The sequence below is a fragment of the Rhodococcus sp. PML026 genome, assembly GCF_000963615.1.
GTDB lineage: Bacteria > Actinomycetota > Actinomycetes > Mycobacteriales > Mycobacteriaceae > Rhodococcoides > Rhodococcoides fascians.
The window spans coordinates 535,200-552,381 of the sequence record NZ_KQ031370.1; the positions used below are offsets into that span (position 1 = coordinate 535,200).

At 65.0% G+C, this 17,182-nt stretch carries 13 protein-coding genes; 5 read left to right on the forward strand and 8 right to left on the reverse strand.

The window, feature by feature from the left end:
- Positions 1-203: 203 nt before the first annotated feature.
- Together VF34_RS07070 and VF34_RS07075 are read left to right on the forward strand one after the other, a co-directional pair.
- The gene (locus tag VF34_RS07070; protein ID WP_045841153.1) at positions 204-1,208 is read left to right on the forward strand and encodes a DUF1839 family protein; all 1,005 of its coding nucleotides are present in this window, start codon (positions 204-206) and stop codon (positions 1,206-1,208) included.
- On the forward strand, positions 1,205-3,622 hold the full coding sequence (locus VF34_RS07075) for a glycosyl hydrolase 2 galactose-binding domain-containing protein (protein ID WP_052063119.1): 2,418 nt from the start codon (positions 1,205-1,207) through the stop codon (positions 3,620-3,622). The genes VF34_RS07070 and VF34_RS07075 overlap by 4 nt, the downstream gene beginning before the upstream one ends.
- A 28-nt stretch (positions 3,623-3,650) precedes the next feature.
- Here VF34_RS07075 and VF34_RS07080 read toward each other — a convergent pair whose 3' ends face one another.
- From VF34_RS07080 to VF34_RS07110, 7 genes are all read right to left on the reverse strand, one after another.
- The gene (locus VF34_RS07080) at positions 3,651-4,613 is read right to left on the reverse strand and encodes a glycosyltransferase family 2 protein (protein WP_027495624.1); all 963 of its coding nucleotides are present in this window, start codon (positions 4,611-4,613) and stop codon (positions 3,651-3,653) included.
- Positions 4,610-5,461 (reverse strand): glycosyltransferase family 2 protein, encoded by an 852-nt coding sequence (locus VF34_RS07085; RefSeq protein ID WP_032375156.1) that lies wholly within the window; start codon positions 5,459-5,461, stop codon positions 4,610-4,612. Before VF34_RS07085 ends, VF34_RS07080 begins: the two co-directional genes overlap by 4 nt.
- 238 nt (positions 5,462-5,699) lie before the next feature.
- On the reverse strand, positions 5,700-7,274 hold the full coding sequence (locus VF34_RS07090; RefSeq protein WP_052057068.1) for a lipopolysaccharide biosynthesis protein: 1,575 nt from the start codon (positions 7,272-7,274) through the stop codon (positions 5,700-5,702).
- The gene (locus VF34_RS07095; protein ID WP_052063120.1) at positions 7,271-9,079 is read right to left on the reverse strand and encodes an alpha/beta hydrolase family protein; all 1,809 of its coding nucleotides are present in this window, start codon (positions 9,077-9,079) and stop codon (positions 7,271-7,273) included. Before VF34_RS07095 ends, VF34_RS07090 begins: the two co-directional genes overlap by 4 nt.
- Positions 9,080-9,125: 46 nt before the next feature.
- The gene (locus VF34_RS07100) at positions 9,126-10,064 is read right to left on the reverse strand and encodes an amino acid--[acyl-carrier-protein] ligase (protein WP_032374998.1); all 939 of its coding nucleotides are present in this window, start codon (positions 10,062-10,064) and stop codon (positions 9,126-9,128) included.
- A complete protein-coding gene (locus VF34_RS07105) occupies positions 10,061-11,218 on the reverse strand; it encodes an acyl-CoA dehydrogenase family protein (RefSeq protein WP_032374999.1) in 1,158 nt (385 codons plus the stop codon). Before VF34_RS07105 ends, VF34_RS07100 begins: the two co-directional genes overlap by 4 nt.
- A 5-nt stretch (positions 11,219-11,223) precedes the next feature.
- The gene (locus VF34_RS07110; protein WP_027495629.1) at positions 11,224-11,481 is read right to left on the reverse strand and encodes an acyl carrier protein; all 258 of its coding nucleotides are present in this window, start codon (positions 11,479-11,481) and stop codon (positions 11,224-11,226) included.
- 276 nt (positions 11,482-11,757) lie between these two features.
- Between VF34_RS07110 and VF34_RS07115 the strand changes: the two genes are divergently transcribed.
- A complete protein-coding gene (locus VF34_RS07115) occupies positions 11,758-13,113 on the forward strand; it encodes an acetate and sugar kinases/Hsc70/actin family protein (protein ID WP_155289618.1) in 1,356 nt (451 codons plus the stop codon).
- 99 nt (positions 13,114-13,212) lie between these two features.
- Positions 13,213-15,078 (forward strand): Hsp70 family protein, encoded by a 1,866-nt coding sequence (locus tag VF34_RS07120; RefSeq protein WP_032375158.1) that lies wholly within the window; start codon positions 13,213-13,215, stop codon positions 15,076-15,078.
- A 6-nt stretch (positions 15,079-15,084) separates the two neighbouring features.
- On the opposite strand, the gene VF34_RS07125 is transcribed toward VF34_RS07120, so the two are convergent.
- On the reverse strand, positions 15,085-15,609 hold the full coding sequence (locus VF34_RS07125) for an Lrp/AsnC family transcriptional regulator (protein ID WP_032375159.1): 525 nt from the start codon (positions 15,607-15,609) through the stop codon (positions 15,085-15,087).
- A 112-nt stretch (positions 15,610-15,721) separates the two neighbouring features.
- On the opposite strand from VF34_RS07125, the gene ald reads away from it, so the two are divergent.
- Entirely contained in the window at positions 15,722-16,804 is a 1,083-nt protein-coding gene (gene ald, locus VF34_RS07130; RefSeq protein ID WP_027495633.1) for an alanine dehydrogenase, read from the forward strand.
- Positions 16,805-17,182 lie beyond the last annotated feature (378 nt).

Below are 17,182 nucleotides of genomic sequence, written 5' to 3' on the forward strand. Positions count from 1 at the left end.
TGATTGCCCGCGTTTTCGGGTTCCTGTTGTACAGACGCTCAAACGGTGGATCAGTAAGTAGTGATTGCGTCGAAAACAATCCTACCGCCGGATCGGAAGCGTAGAACAAACCGATTCGCTACGATGAGTGGCCTGGATGCAGGCAATATGGACAAATGCGGCTCGGGGACCGTCCGACATTGTTCCGGTAGGAGAGGCGCGTCATGTCGAACGATGCAGTGCTGGAGAGGCTCGGTACCGGCCTCCGGGTTCTCGAAATCGACCCCATCAGCTACCGGCCTCATCCCATCCACAACCACGACCGCATCTGGACCGAGACCAACTGCTACGTCGATCTATGGATCGAGGTACTGCACTCGCTCGGTGCCGATCCCACCCCGGCGCTCGCGTTCGTGCTCAGCGCCGGATGTGACGGACGGCAGTGGGACTTCGTGAAAATTCTGCCCGAGGATCTGCGCGCGCTCTACGGCATCGGCGTGGCCGAGATGAACGTATGGCGACCCGTTCTCGAGCACGTCGTCGAAGGGCTGCTCGACGGCACTCACGTCACGGTGGAGGTCGACGGTTTCTGGCTTCCCGACACCGCAGGCACCAGCTACCGGAATCAGCACACCAAGACCACCATCGTGCCGAATCTCGTCAACCGAGACGACAAGGTGATGGGCTACTTCCACAACCGGGGTTACTTCGAGCTGACCGGGGCGGACTTCGACGGGGTGTTCAATCTCGCGCCCGAGCCTCACGCCGAGGTGTTGCTGCCGTACGTCGAACAGGTTCGAGTCGACGCGGGAGTGCTCGACGCGGGGGTCGGTGACCGCGACCTCGACGTCGCCCGGGCACATCTGTCCAGAAGGGCACCGGGCAATCCCGTCGATGCCCTCGCTCGGCGCATCGTGGCCGACATCCCGCTCGTCCAGACGTCCGGGCCCGACGCCTTTCATCTGTGGTCGTTCGGATTGCTCCGGCAATTCGGTGCCACCGCGGAGCTTGCCGCCAACTACGTGCAGTACCTCGACAGCCGCGGGATACGTGGAGCCGGCGACGCGGCGCAGCATTTCCTCGACGCAGCGTCCGGCGCGAAGGCCGTTCAGTTCCGGATGGCGCGAGCAGCGCGTGGCCGCGCCGTGGTGCTCGACGAACCGCTGAACGACATGAGCAAGAACTGGGCGACAGCGATGGATATCGTCGTGGGTGCATTGAGCGCGTGATCGATCTGCTCGACGGCGTACCGTGGCGGCTGGCCCGAACCGACGCCGGATCCATCCTCGACCCTGCTGACCTGCCTGCCGACCTCGAGTGGCTCGACGCCGTCGTGCCCGGCACGGTGGCGAGCGCGCTCGGTGACACCGATTGTGCTCCGGACGAACACGATTGGTGGTACGCGACCACAGTCACGACCGGCGATCACCCCGAGATGCGGCTGACCTTCGGCGGAATCGCGACTCGGGCCCAGATCTGGGTGGACGGTGTTCATCGGCGAACCGTCACGTCCATGTTCGTGCCCGAGACTCTCGATCTGACCGGTCGCGGACCGACCGTCACCATTGCAGTCCACGTCGAATCTCTTGCCGCACATCTGAAGACCCGACGGCCACGTGGTCGGTGGCGATCCTCGATGATCGCTGCGCAGGGTCTGCGGCACGAGCGTACGACGATGCTGGGCCGGGCACCGGTGTACGGGCCCGTGCCTGTTCCGGTGGGTCCGTGGCGGCCGGTGTCGATGGTGCCGATGTCGAGCCCTCGTGGCGTCGGTCTGTCGACGACGGTCCGCGGCACCGACGGTATCGTCACGGTCCGCGCCGAGCTGGATTCCCCGTCGTCGACGCGAATCCTGATCGGGGACAGCGTGTTCGAGCTCGGAACGGTCGACCGTATCGATACGACTCTGACGCTGCCGGACGTCGAGCTGTGGTGGCCGCACACGCACGGACAGCCCAGGACCTACCGCGTGGCGTTGGACGTGAACGGGGTGGAATACCCGTTGGGCGACATCGGCTTTCGCACCGTCGTACTCGATCGCTCCGGAGGCGGCGCGCAGTTGGTGGTCAACGGTAGCCCGATCTTCTGTCGCGGTGGTACGTGGACTCCACTCGATCCGGTGCGACTGTGGTCGTCGGAGCAGGACCTGCGTGCAGCGTTGGTGCAGCTGCAGTCGGCGGGCATGAACATGGTGCGCGTGGTCGGCACGCTGGCGTACGAGCAGGCCGAATTCTGGTCTCTGTGCGCGGAACTCGGCATCATGGTGTGGCAGGACGTCATGCTGGGAACCGTCGACCCGCCCACCGACGAGGTGTACACGGCGGCGGTCGCCCGGGAGCTGCACGCGTTCGCGGACATCGTCTGCGCCAATCCGGCACTGATGGTCGTCAGCGGCGGAAGCGAAACGCAGCAGCAACCGACGATGCTGGGTCTCGCGGCCGAGGATCAGCGAATGGACATGCTGGACACCATCGTTCCTGATTTCCTCGCCGATCGTCTGCCGGACGTCGCATACGTGACGTCGTCTCCGTCCAGTTCGACCGGCGAATTGCACACCCACGTGGGCGACGGTATCGCCCATTACTTCGGGGTGGGCGGCTACCTGCGGCCACTGTCCGATATTCGTACCGCGGGTGTGAGATTCGCTGCGGAATGCCTGGCCTTCTCCGTTCCTCCCGAACGTGCGCAGGTCGACAGGTTCTTCGGATCTGCTGCGGTGGCAGGGCACCACCCCGAGTGGAAATCCGCGGTCCCCCGCGATCGCGGTTCGTCGTGGGATTTCGAGGACGTCCGCGATCACTACGTACGCACTGTCTTCGGTGTCGACCCGCACCTGATTCGGCGGGACGACGCCGAGCTCTACCTGGACTACGGCAGGGCGGTGATCGTCGAAGCTTTCGAGGAAGCGTTCGGTCGGTGGCGTCGGGCGTCTTCCGGATGTGCGGGCGCGCTCGTGTTGACGTTACGAGACACCGTGCCCGGTGCCGGGTGGGGCATCACCGACGCCACCGGTGCACCGAAGGCACCGTTCTACGCGCTCGCGAGGTCCGGCTCACCGACCGCAGTGCTGTTGTGCGACAACGGTCTCGACGGCTATTCGGTGGAGCTCGTCAACGACGGCCCGGCCCGATCGGGCACACTGCGCGTGGCACTGCACACCGCGCGCGGCGTGCAACAGTTCGAGCGGGCGGTATCGGTCGACTCGAACGGCTCGACCGAACTGACGGTGGACTCCATCGTGGGGTCGTTCACCGATGCCAATCACGCCTACCGTTTCGGGAGTCGGACGTACTCGGCGATCACAGTGGTGTTCGCGGGCGACGACGGAGTCGAGATAGCGCGGAACACCGCGCTCGTCGGCGCGCAGAGTCGGCAGAACACCGTGGGCCTGAGCGCGAGTGTCGTCGATACCGGAGCCGGGACGTGGGAGCTCACAGTGTCCTCGGAGTGGGCAGCGCAGTACGTCTGCGTCGATGTCGACGGCTTCGACGCGTCCGATTCGTGGTTCCATCTCGCGCCGAACGAACCGCGCACCATCACACTCGTCAACCGAGGCACCGGGAAGCCCAGGGGACACGTCCGGGCCTTGAATTCCGTGGAACGGGCGTCGGTGGCACCGAGGGTCGTGAGTGGAAGTTCGTAGTGGGCTACGAAGTTCCGTGCACGTGCCGCTAGCGGCTCACACTGAATTTGCCTCGGACATAACCGACTCCCGCGGCCCCGACGCTGGCCACCACAGCCATCGCGCCCCACGCCCGCGCCGGGTTGCCGCGAGCAGCTGCGCTCGTCTCACGGCCGACGGCACGCGGCAGAACCTTGGCGGTGTACGCACGCTCGGACGAGAGTGCGTCACCCGCACCGATCAGGCGGGCGATCGCTGCCTTGGACACACCCTCGGCGTAGCTGCGGGTGATGAGGTAGCGGGGTCGCGTCCGATCGGCACTGACGGTGTGATCGACGACGATCGAGGGATCGAACACGATCTGCGCGTCGGGATGCGTCTGGCGCAGGCGAATACACAGTTCCGTCTCCTCGCACCCGAGCGGAACGCGTCCGATCCGGCCGATTCCGGAGACGAAGCCGCCGAGTTCGACGACGGGCGCGCGGCGAAAAGACATGTTCGCGCCCATGAGATTACGGACCTGAGCGGTTTCCGTCGGCTGCCCGCGGTAGGTGCACCCGACGACCCAATCGAGTTCGCCGGGTTCACCCACTACCTCGGCCGGTAAGAAGGCCGGACGCTTGTCCGGCCATACCGGGTATGCAGAGCCCCCAACGGCGTACACGGCATCATCCGAGTAATGGGACAGAATGGCGTCGAGCCATTCGGTCGTACGTGGGGACGCGTCGTCGTCCAAGAAGACGACGATGTCACCCGTGGCGAGGTCGAGGGAGGTGTTCCGTGCCCCCGACAGTCCTCGTGGGTGGCTGTTCTCGACCACGTTCACGGTGTCGCTCAGCGGCAGGAATTCCGCTCGAGCGCGCTCGGCCAGCTGCTGATTGTGGTCGACGACGAGAATCAGCTCGTCGGCAGCGACGCTCTGATCGAGAACGGCACGCACGGCAGTGCACAGTTCGGACCATCGAGCCAGCGTGTACGCGCAGATGACAACCGAGGAAGTCGGCAGACTCACGCCGTTCTCTCGCGGAGCTCGATGACCTCGCCGAACGACTCCATGACCTCGAACTCGAGGTCCATGTCGGTGCGGGCATCGATCGACTCACGCGACGGGCGAGCGATGTGCTTGCGGGAGATTCTGCGGGCGCGCATGCGCTCGGTCATCAAGGTGCGCAGCACCCGGAAGCCGTCGGAGAAGGTGCGTAGGTTGCTCTGGCCGTAGATGCGCGCCAGCTCGACACTCGGCACTTCTTCGATTCGTACGGACGCCTCGGCGAAGCGGCAGTTGATGATGGTCTCGATCTCGAATCCGTCACCCCACAGCATCATTCCCTCGCTGCCCGGCTGATCGACCACGGGCAGATCCAGGACCGGCACCAGGTCTCGCCAGAAGGCGTTGTAGCCGTAGCACAGATCCGAGAAACGGGTGCCGAAGAGCGTGTTGGCCACTAGGTGCAGACCACCGTTGCCGGCGCGGCGCAGCGGCGTGATGTCGTGGCTGCCGCCGCCCTCGCAGAACCGGCTGCCCTTGGCGAAGTCGGCACCGGCGATCAGGGCATCGACGAACCGGGGGATCTCGGCCGCGTCGGCAGAGCCGTCCGCGTCGAACATGACGATGATGTCGCCGGTGGCAGCTTCGAAGCCGCAGGCGAGCGCGTTGCCCTTACCCTTGCGGGTCTGTTGAATGACGCGGATGTCGCTGCGAATCTCGCGTGCGGCTTCGATGGTTCCGTCGGTGGATCCGCCGTCGACCAGTACGAGCTCGAAGTCGTGGGACAGCAAGGGGAGGACATGGCGAAGGTTCGCGGCCTCGTTGAGAGTCGGGATGACGACACTGACGCGGGGATTCTGACGATTCAACATATCCATTCCAGATGTTCGAGTTCGGTGGGCACTAGCTGATCGAGCTACTGCAGCTGTATCTGACCGATGCGACACGACCCCCGCCGAGTTCGCACGTAGGTTTCGGCGGGATTGATCTACCCGTCGAACCCACTGTCTTTTCCTGACTAGAAGCTTAAAAGAAGCCATGAGATTGTCAAGCTGCGTATAAACGTACTCGAAGAATGTTTGCGGTGCCAGCTAACGAGAGTGATGTCGGTTACGCTCGTACGCTGTGCTCACGACCCGTCGCCTGCGACGTGGATTCGTCGCGCGGATCGAGAGCCGGCGCGGCATGCTCGGCACCAGCGCCGCCGGACAGGTCCCCGATCCACCTGATCAGGGGCACCAACAGAACCACGGCACCGAAGGCTTCGGCCGCCAGATAAGACCAGCCGATGCCCGCGATGCCCAAGCTCGGTGACAACGTCAGCGACCCGGTGACGATGATGATGGTGGCCGCGATCTGGACGAGCACTGCAAGCCGCATACGACGTCGGACCCTGGCCAGACCGTCGTACAGGGCCCCGACGACGGACAGCGGGATGGTGACGGCAGCGAGATGGACGATGATGGTCCCGTTCTCGCGGTAGTCGGGGCCGACGATACCGAGTCCGAACGGTGCGACGACCGCCAGAAAGAACGATCCGCCCACGGCGACGATGCACAGCAGGCCGATGAAGCGTTTGGCGAGCTTGGAGAACTGTTCGGGATGTGCAGCCGCCTCCGCCACGAACGGGCCGACCAGTACCCCGATCAACACGTAGATGGCGCTCACGATGGACCAGGTGAGCGAGAAGTAGGCATTCTGTTCGGCACCGAGCGTGCTCACCACGATGATCGGGATCATCAGGGGTGCCAAGGTTCCCAGGGCAGTGATGCCGTACGCCGACCCGAAGTACGACCACAGCTCTTTACGGGGCGGCAGGTTCGGTGTGAGCTGGTAACGCGGATCGGTGCCGAGCTTCTTCCCGAACGCGCGAAACAGCACTATCGCCGCGATGGCCGCTGGTACCGCCCACGCCGCGATGATGGTGAAACTACGGCCGGTTTCGTACGTGACGGCCAGGACCGCCAACTTCACGACCGCGTGGAAGACATTCTTGGCCGCCGCCCACCGCGCGAAGCCCAGCCCGGACGACGTCTGATCCTGCAGCGCGAACACGGCCAGTACGCCGACGAAAATCGGGAACGTCGCGATCTCGGTCGTGGTGGTGAACAACTCGTCCACCGGGGCCACGACCAAGAACGCGCATCCCAGGACCAGTGCCAGCGACAGCACGGCGGCGTAGCCGCGAAGCACATAGGACTTGGCCTTCACACCCGCGGTCGGCAGGAACCGCTCGTACATCGAGCCGAGGCTCAGGTTGGACAGCGTCGCGATCATCACCGCCGACGCGATCACCGCCGATGCACTGCCGACTTCTTCGACGGGGAACAGCCGGCCCGCCACGGCCCAGAAGGCCAGACCGAGCGCGCCGGTGGCAATGGTGGAGAACATCATCGCGAACGAGTTCAGTGCGAGATTGCGGCCGGCGGGCTTGGAGCCTGCAACCGCCGTGCCCGACGCCTCGGCCGCGGTGAACATCGGGTCCCCGTCGGGGATCGAATCGGCCGCAGACAGCTGTCCGGGGGGTTGCGACGCCGCGACCGCGAACTCGGGCGGCACCGCGTGAAAAGGCACGGTGCGGCTGTTGAAGCCCATGTCCCATCGGACCTGCTCGACGGGGTAGTAGGTGATCTTGTCGAGTCGGCCGTGATCGGGCGGGGGTACCCGGCGAGCGCGATGTTTCACAACGGCGTCCAGTTCACCTTCACAGGTGGGTCCTGCGGTTCGATGTGGACTCCGAGCGCAGCACCGATCGTCTGCAGCATCTCGGCCCTGACCGTGTCGCGAACATCGCGTCCGAAGAGGGTGTGATCTCCGTCCGTGAACGCCTTCACCACGGGTGGGTGCTCGGGCTCGGCCCGGCGGCGCAACCGATGCAGGCTCTCGGGGCCGCGGTTGTCGAGGAACCACTGCTTGTCGTCCGGGACGAGCAGCACGGACGCGTCGACTCCTTTGCGCTGCAGTTCTCCCAACGAGATTTCGGGAACCTGGATCCAGCCACGACGGCCGAGCGCGAGCCACAGTCGGTACGGCATCCGGGGTTGCGACCAGTTCTTGAAGCGAACGGCGGCCGTGTGTGCGCGGTCGAGTGCGATCGCGGTCAATCCCTGCTTCTGGGCGATCGTGGATCTCTTGGTGAAATCGACACGCCGCGTTGTCCATTCGCGCATATTGATCAGGATTGCGGTGTTCAGGCCCTCGCGGTGGGCGGCGTAACCGGCGTACCACGCACCCGAGCACAGACCTGCCGAGACGATCTTGTCGGGCGCTGTTCCCACGGATCGAACGGCGCACAGTGCGTCGTCGTCGCCGAGTTCGCTGTAGAGCGTGGGTGCGTCGTCGGCACCGACGTCTCCACTCTCTCCGGTACCGCGACGGTCGAAACGGACCGAGGTGATGCCCGCCGTCGCGAGGGTGCGGGCCAACTCGACCCACAGCCGTACCGGTCCCACCCGGTGCTCGTACGCGGTGCCGTACATGACCACGGCAGGACCGCCGGCCGTGGTGGCCACCGCGGTGGTGCGGATGGAGAACAGCTCGTCGTCACCGAGCCGCTCGATGGTTTCGACGACGTCGCCCCGGGGAGTCGAGACCACGGCGGAACGTCGAATCGGAACGGTGACCGGCGTGGTCGTCGACGCGAACGTGGCCTGTACCCAGCGCGCGATCACGTCGATGTCCGGACGCGGAATGACCACGTCCCAGGCAGGTGGTTCGAGGAACGCGTCGTGATTGCGGAGTGTGTGCTCGTCCGCCTGCTGCGCGGACACGAGTCTGCGAACAGGCGTGGCGTCGGCACGTTCGCTGCGCGTGGCAACCAGTACCGGGCAGTCGAGCCGTTCCAGCTTCGACGAATCCAGGGTCGAGAATTCTGCCGCCACTCCGGCATGCAGGACTGCGCCGACGATGGACACTCGCGGGTCCGACTCGTCGTCTCGCGCGACGGTCATCGAATACAGAGCGCGCTGTTCCCGAAGATACGAGCGGCCACTGACGACCGGATCCCAGAACACCATTCCCGTCAGAGGGCCGCACCGATCCGCCACGGATGCGGCGAGCAGCGAGCCGGCTCGCAGACCCACGACCGCAACATCGCGAACACCGCACTGCCGAACGAAATCGACCGCCGTGACGACGCTGCGTTGCCACTGCTCGACGATGCCGTCGTCGTCCTGTGCACCGGACGAGTCGCCCGTACCCGGATAGTCGAAGCGCAGTACGAGCAGGCCTCGAGCGCAGAGGCGCTGAGCCAGGAGGACCAGACCGCGGTACGAGTCGACCTGCTCCTTGCCGAGCGGCGGTGCCAGTACGACGGCACCGCGGGCAACCGATCCCTCGGGAACGTGCACGGCACCGAGAAGCGGCGATGTTGCCGACCCGAACCAGGTGGACTGTCTGCCCGGTACGCCTGCCTCGGTGATCAGTAGCTGTTCCAGCTCGTCGGTACGGTTGTCGGCGGACTCGGATGTCGCCGTATTCGTGGTGTTCACAGCGCGCTCCGATCGCTGGTAGGGATATCGACGTCGGCTACCGACGTCACGAACGAAGCGACCTCGGCCACTTGTCGCGGTCGATACCGTGGGTCCGCAACAGCGCCAGCGCAATACGCTCCATGCCGAAGCCGACGCACGCACTGTGTGCAGGTTCGCGGTCGGCGGTGCTGATGTCGAAGGTGTGGCCGAAGTGATCGCGATGGCAGTTGCACGAGACCACGGCCGTGCCGTCGTCCAGGTCTCCGTACAGCCGCACGACCAACTCGGTCTTGAGGTTCTCGTTGCGTTGATTGGCCGCGAGCATGCGACCTGCCCGACCGAAGAACGGATCGTTGGCGATCACCGCTTCTGCCTCGAGACCCAGATCGGCCAGCACCTCCAGGCCGCGCTGCACCCACCTCTCCCGGTGGGCGACGGCGTCGTCCGGAGTGCCGACCCGCACGATCTCGTGCATGCGGAAGGCCTGCATGCGAGCAGGGTCGACGGCAGGCTCGTGCCGAAAGCAGTACCCGTAGATGTCGTACGTCGTCCCGCCGGACGGGAGTACGGACGGCAACATCGAGTACGACGGGTGACATGCCGCGGACACCAGCATCGTCCCGGCCGACTCGAGGTGGTGATCCCAGTCCTTGCCCTCGGACCGATCGGCGAGCAGCGCGGCATGTGCCTTGTTGTCGCCGTCGAACGTGTTGATGGCACCGGTGAGATTGGGGAACGACGCGATGTAGTCGGTCTTCTCGAACGCTTCCCGCGGGAAGACCGGCGGGAATCGGAACCTGGGCACAGCCGTTCCGTGTTCCGACGCGCTCGCGGCCACGACCCGACGGTCGATCGATTCGATGATGTCCTCGAACTCGCCGGACCGGCCGTACAGACCGAGCACCGACGACGGAATCAACAAGCCGGCGTCGACGAGCTCTTGCCTGAATTCGCTTCGTGCCGAATCCAGTTCGGAGGTCTTGTCCTGTGTCTGGGTCATCATTTGCCTTTGTAGAGAAGCGCGAGTTGAGAGTTGTGCGCGAGGATGCGTTCGTTGCTGACCATGATCGCCGAGCCGTGCGCGTCGCGGAGGTGCCGTCCGATGCTGAAGTCGCCGTCTTCTCGATACCCGGAGATGCCGCAGATCTGCATCGCCTTGCCGACGATGTCGATGACGAGAGTCGACGCCGTCACCTTGACGTTGTTGATCTTGACGGCGAAACCGATGGAACCGAGCTCCTCGGGGGAATCTGCGATGGCCTCGAACTTCGCCGCTGCGCCGAACACGGTGTCGACGAGTTGTTCGTGGGCCACGAACAACTCGGCCAGCCGCAGGGCGGAGGGAGGAGTGACGCCGGGGCTCTTGCTCGCCGCCTTGCGGACGAACTTGCGGGACTTGGACACGGCTGCGTCGGCGATACCGAGCCAGGCCGAGGCCCACAGCACATGGGCCACCGGAAGCATTGTCTGCGAGGAGATCTCGCCGTAGTTGTCGCGCAGAATGCTCGAGCGGTCGGCAACGGCGTCGAGCTGGAAGCCCGGGCTGCAGGTGCCACGAAACCCGAGAGTGTCCCAGTTGCTGGTGCGTTCGAGAGTGACGTCGGGCTTCTGGCACACCACCAGAACCTGATCGCTCGGCGGGCTGTCCACCGTGCGCCGCGCCGTCGCGAGAACGATCTCGGCGTATTCGCCGTACGAGATCACCGGTGCGGTCTTGGCCAGGTGGATGCGGTCTCCGTCGTACTCGACCGCGCAGCTGCTCGAACGCACGTCGCCGCCGATGTTGATCTCCGTCGTCGCCGATGCGACGAGCGGTTGGTCGGCTGCGATGCGGCGCAGCAACGCGTCGGATGTGGGGGTGCTGCCGTGCCTGACGATGCTCAGGATCTGAGACTGGTGCATGACGAAAATCATTGCCGTCGATGCACATTCGGCACCGAGATCGCGTGCGACCCGGGCGAGCTCGGTGAGGGACAGGCCACCGCCGCCGAGCGCCGTCGGTATCGCGGCGGCGAACAGATTTGCCGAGCGCAGAGCGTCGACGGACTCGGCGGGAAACCTGCCCTCGCGGTCGACCTCGGCCGCGAACGTGCGGAGGGTCTTGAGGACGTCGGTGAGGGGCAGTTGCGCGGGGCGACTGTCGGACGAGACCGTCATGGTCGTCAGCCTGCGAGTTGTGCGACAGCAGCTGCGATCGCGTCGATGCTCGCGAACGTGGACTTCTGCAGCATCGAGTCCGGGAATTCGATGTCGAATTCGTCCTCGAGGCCGATCATGACGTTGACACTCGCGTGCGAGGTCAACCCACTGTCGTAGAGGTCGGAAGCAGAGTCGATGTCCGACGCGGCGACCGGCATCTTGCCGAGCTTGTCCAGCACGTCCCGAATGCGTGCGTCGAACTGCGTACTGAGTGTTTCCATCGTGACGGACCTCCACCGATCGCTTGGGTGCGAGACCGGGCGGCCACGCAAGTCGTACAGGCCGACGGAAAATATTTCGACCCGCAGTCTCCCCAGACCCGGGTAAACAATATCTCAGATTGTTTGAAGCCGATACCGCATACCGAGTGCAAGTTTCGTGACCTACGTCCCGCATGTCGGTTTTCGGCCCGTTTGCTCGTTTCGGCCACACCGAGCGTGCGTACGATAGGTTCCGATCGTCTGTTCATACGGCAAGCAATCGAAGGACAACACTCGATGGGACCAGTCTGCGGCGTGGCCGTGGAGTCGGACGCCCTGCGCATCGCCTACACCGATGGTGACCGCCGCGTCGTCGAGTCCGTCGATCTCGAGCTCACCGATCCGGACCGCGCGATGCACGACCTGTCCGACCGAATCGGAGCGCGCGGCCCCTTCGACTCCGTCGTCATCACCGGGCGCGAGGCTCGCACCCTGCGCTACACGGATTTCCCGACGTCGGCAGGCCTGGCTGCATCCGTCGAGACGGTCGATGAGCACTACGCGCTGCTCGCGTTCGTGCGTTCGCTCGACACCCTCGCCGCCGCGACGAACGTGCTGGTGCTCGACCTCGGGAGACGCGGAACGTCGGCCTTGGTTCTGAACACCGCCGAAGAAACCGTCGAATGGCACGACCGAACGGAGTCGTTCGGCGGCGAACGCCTCGACGACGTGGTGCAGGGCCTGGTGATGACCAAGGGGATCCTGCCGGAACCGGAAGGGCCCGAGGGTGCCGCGTCCTACCGCACGTTCTTCCGAGAGCTTCGGGAGCTACTGACCACGTCGGCCGGTGTGCGCGCACCCAACAACGGCCCGATGATCCTCGAACGCGACGAGTTCGAGGCGGTCGCCACCCCACTGATCGACGACATGATCGAGTGGGTCGGTCCCCGGACCCCCGACGCGATCGTGTTGCTGGGAGGAGTGGCCAACAGCCCCCTCGTCCAGCGGCGAGTTCGCGCCACCTGGCCGGTGCCGCTCACCGTCCACGACTCGGTGTCGCCGGTTGCCGAGGGCGCGCTGATCAGGGCTGAAATCGGGTCGAAACAGGCCCCCGATCCGGTAGTGGAACCCTCGCCTGTAGCGGAGGTAGTGGAATCGGAGTCGCCGTCCGAGGTCGAGTCGACGACGCAACCCGAAGCGGAACCGGAACTCGCTCGGGAAGACCCATCGCCACACAAAGCCCGTGGTGTCGGTCGCCGCGGGGTCGCTGCGATTCCTATGTCGTACCTGTCGACTCTTTCGGGCCGGCAGTGGACTCGGCAGGCGGTACTCAAGATCGGTGCCGTGGCGGTGTCGGTCGGAGTCGTGGTTGTCGCGCTGATGTTCGCGCTCTTCGCCGATTTCGACAATGCCCCCAGATCCGTGATCAATACCGACCCCGGTTTCGAGGCGACTCTCGCCGAGATCGCACCCCCGGTCACCGACACGCCTCCACCGGACCAACCGGCTGCGGCGGGACCGACCACTCTGACGTACGAGCAGCTCTACGTCGAGCAATATTCGTACACCGGTGAGATGTACCAGCCTCCCGGCGAGGCGTCCGACATCGGTTTCGGCTTCACCGACACCGAAGCCGAACAAGCAGGCCCCTAGGCACCCTTTAGTGCAGCTCGCCGCGAGACGGTACCGTGTGCGGGTGGACTCCCGATGGGGCGTTCACCGAAACCGCCGAACGAAGTGAGGCCGACGATCGTGACTGTGCTGCTTGGGGTGTCCATGGGGACCCGAGCCGTGCGCACGGCGCAGCCCAGAGCCGACCAGTTCGGAGCCTCCGGCGACACCTCGTCCGCCCTGGTCACCGACGTCGAGAGGCCACTGTTCTTTCGCAACGAACTGATCGACAGTGCCACCGGGGACCTCCCGCACCTGGCCGCCGAATCGATCGGTGCCGCTGCCGAGGTCGAACCCGAACTGTCCACCGGCATCGCCTACCGGGATCCGCGTCAGGCCGATGCACTGCGCGCCGCCTTCGCCGGTGCTCACCTGAACAACTACCACCTGGTCCCCGAGGTCGAGGCCGTCATCGAATACCTCGCCGTCACCGGTGAGGCGCGAGGTGCCGGCTCTGTCGCCCTGTTCGACCTCGGTAGTTCCGGATTGACGGTCAGCGTCGTCGACCTGACAGCGCGCACGGTGACGGCATCCCAGCGCTCCGGCTCCTACAGCGGTGATCTGATCGACGCCTACGTGCGCAACAATCAGCTCCAGCGCCTCGGTAAGCCGGCGACCGACCCCGACATTGCGCTGTTCGAGAAGCGCTGCCGAATCGCCAAGGAACGCCTGTCCACCCAGGACGCCGTGTGCCTGCCCGACGCGAGCGGGATGATCCTGCTGTCTCGGGAGAATTTCGAACTGCTGATCACAGACCTGCTCGACGAGGCGATCGAGTTCGCCCGCGAGGTCATGATCGGTGCCAACGTGCCGATCGACGCGGTCGTGTTGATCGGTGGTGGTGCCCGCATGCCCATCGTCCAGCAGCGCGTGGGCCCACTGCTCGAACTGCCCTCCATCGTCCCGACCGAGCCCGAGACGGTGGCCGCACGCGGAGCAGCATTGGCCGCGCGGCCGAATTCGCGCACCAGAACCGCTCCGGACCGTACTGCGCGCGACGCGCAGGCAAGCGTGCCGAGACGTCGACACACGGACAGCGCCGCTGTTGTCCCGCCGGCTCCGGTGGCACCGCCTGTGCCTGTGGTGCCACCTGCGCCCGAGCCGCTGATGCCGGCGCGTTCGGAGTCGCAGCATGCCGCACCGCCGGTGGCGACGCCGAGGTCAACTCGTCCCGTGCCCGCACGTCCGTGGATCGCCGCCGCATCGATTACCGAATCTGCTTCTGCAGCAACCGGTTTCGAATCATCGAAGTTCGCCGACGCGCCCGCCGATATTCCTGAGTCGTCCACCGCGGATGCTCAGCCTTCGTCGGAATCGACTGCGGTGCACGAGTTTTCCGAGAACGGCGTGGGTGAAGTCTCTGCTGTCGCCGTGGAAGCGCCTGCAGTACAGCCGGTGTCGCAGGCATCCGCAACCGATGCTGCCGCCGACGCCGTCGAGGACGGTAAGCCCGTTCCGTTCCAGCTGAAGAACATCTACTGGCTCGACGCCGATTACGACGACGACGACGGTGAAGACGATCGCACTCGCGCACGGCGCAGGCTGCGGACCGGCGGAGTGCTCGCGTTCTGCGCGGCAGCGGTGGTCGCCGTGTCCGGCTTCATGTTCACCCACCAGAACTCTCCGCAGGTAGTGGACACCTCGGTCAGTCGCGACCAAACCGATACTCCGGTGGTCACGACGGTGCCGACGACGACGCCCGCTCCCGTTCTGTTGCCGCCACCGCCTGCGCCGGAACCGACCACCACTGTGGAGCCGACGACCGAGCAGCCGGAAACCACGTGGGAACAGCCGGTCACGACCACCGAGACCACGACGGTCGAGCCGCCACCGGCACCGGTCGAGTCCGTTCCGCCCGTCACGACGCAGCAACCGCCGCCGCTGATTCCGGGCTTCCCGGACTTCACGTTGCCGGGCTTCCCCCCGATCGTGCCGCCGGCTCCCTGATCGGACTCACTTGTCCGCGTTCGTGTTTCGCGGCCTGATGTGCTCGAAGATCAAGATGGTCTCCGTCGCCGCAACGGCAGGGTCGGCACTGAGATTCTCGACGACGAAATCGCGCAGGGTGGCCGTATCGACCGTCGCCACATGCACCAGGAAGTCGTCGGCCCCGGCAATGAAGTAGATGTTCAGCGTCTCCTTTCGGGACGCGATCTTCGAACCGAATTCGCTGATCCGCCGTCGAGCATCCGCTTGCAGCCGAACCGAGATCATGGCCTGAATGCCCTGCCCGAGGGCCTCGGGGTCGATGTCGGCGTGGAAGCCGCGGATGACGCCGCGTTCGACAAGCGCCCGAACTCGGGTGAGGGCAGTGGACGGCGCGATCCCTGCTGCGGCCGCCAGCGCATTGTTCGGTTTGCGTGCGTCTCGACGCAGTTCGTCGAGCAGAATGTGGTCGATTCGGTCCAGGGCGACGGACCGAACATCATTCGATCGAGCCCCCTCATCGACCGGCTGAAATGAACTATCTGCATCCATGGCCCGACGATACAGAATTTTGTTCACATCCATTGCTGCAATTCCGCACATAATTCATAGTTGGCGTACCCACGGAGCGTCGCTTCGGTCACCGCCACTGCAGGAGGACGTCATGAAAATCGGAATTCCACGCGAGATCAAGAACCACGAATACCGGGTGGCCATCACCCCGGCAGGCGTGCACGAACTTGTCTCGCGAGGACACGAAGTGATCATCGAAACCGAAGCCGGCGCCGGTTCGTCGTTCACCGATACCGATTACAAAGCCGCAGGCGCGCAAATTTTCACCGACGCGGTTGCCGTCTGGGACGCGGCCGATCTCCTGCTCAAGGTCAAAGAACCCATCGCCGAGGAGTATTCACGCCTGCGCAAGGGTCAGGTGCTGTTCACCTACCTGCATCTTGCGGCGTCAAAGGCCTGCACCGACGCGTTGCTGGCGTCGGGTACCACGTCCATTGCCTACGAAACCGTCACGGCCGCAGACGGATCGCTGCCCCTGCTCGCGCCGATGAGCGAAGTTGCCGGCCGTCTGGCACCGCAGGCCGGTGCCTACCACCTGATGTCGAGTGAAGGTGGCCGCGGCGTACTGATGGGTGGCGTACCGGGAGTGCGTCCCGCCAACGTGGTCGTGATCGGAGCCGGCGTCTCCGGAAAGAACGCCACCGCAATCGCTTTCGGTATGCACGCCGACGTCACCGTACTGGATCTCGATGTCCGAGCGCTGCGCGCGATCGACGATCAGTACCGCGGTGCCGTCAAGACAGTGGTGTCGAACGCATACGAACTCGAACAGGCCGTGCTGGCTGCCGATCTGGTCATCGGAGCTGTACTCGTCCCCGGAGCGAAAGCGCCGAAGCTGGTGTCGAACAGCCTGGTTCAGCGCATGAAGCCGGGATCGGTTCTGGTCGACATCGCCATCGATCAGGGCGGTTGCTTCGAGGACTCGGTGGCCACCACCCACGCCGATCCCACCTACAAGGTGCACGAATCCGTTTTCTACTGCGTGGCCAACATGCCCGGAGCCGTGCCCCGTACCTCGACGTACGCGCTCACCAACGCCACCCTGCCCTACGTGGTTGCCCTGGCCGACAAGGGTTGGGAAGCCGCCTGCGCCGCGGACCCCGGTCTGAAAGCGGGCCTGAGCACCCATGAGGGTGAGCTGCTGTCCGCGACCGTTGCGGCGGCGTTCGCCTGACCGAGCGGCTTCGCCGCACGTGCACGAAAGATCGGTGCCTGCTACGAGTTTCCACTCACGTGCGGCGAAGCCGCTCTCATATGGAGGTCGGCCTGTCAACGACGGCATGGTGAAGCGGTGGCACGCACCGTCGTGTGTGCCACCGCTTCCTGTTGCCGGGATGGTGATCGATGCGAGTGGGAGGTGAGCGTGTCGTAGTGTTCGACGCGTCGTCAACTCTCATATACGCGGGTTGGTTACCGCAGGACGGACTGTTTCGGCTGGAGTGGATCGCAAGTCTATGAGTCGAGCGTGATCCCAACGCGCAGTTGAGGATTGCTCATAGGCGGCTAGCGGGTCACTCCCAGACGCTCGGCCACATCCCACATCGTCGTCGAC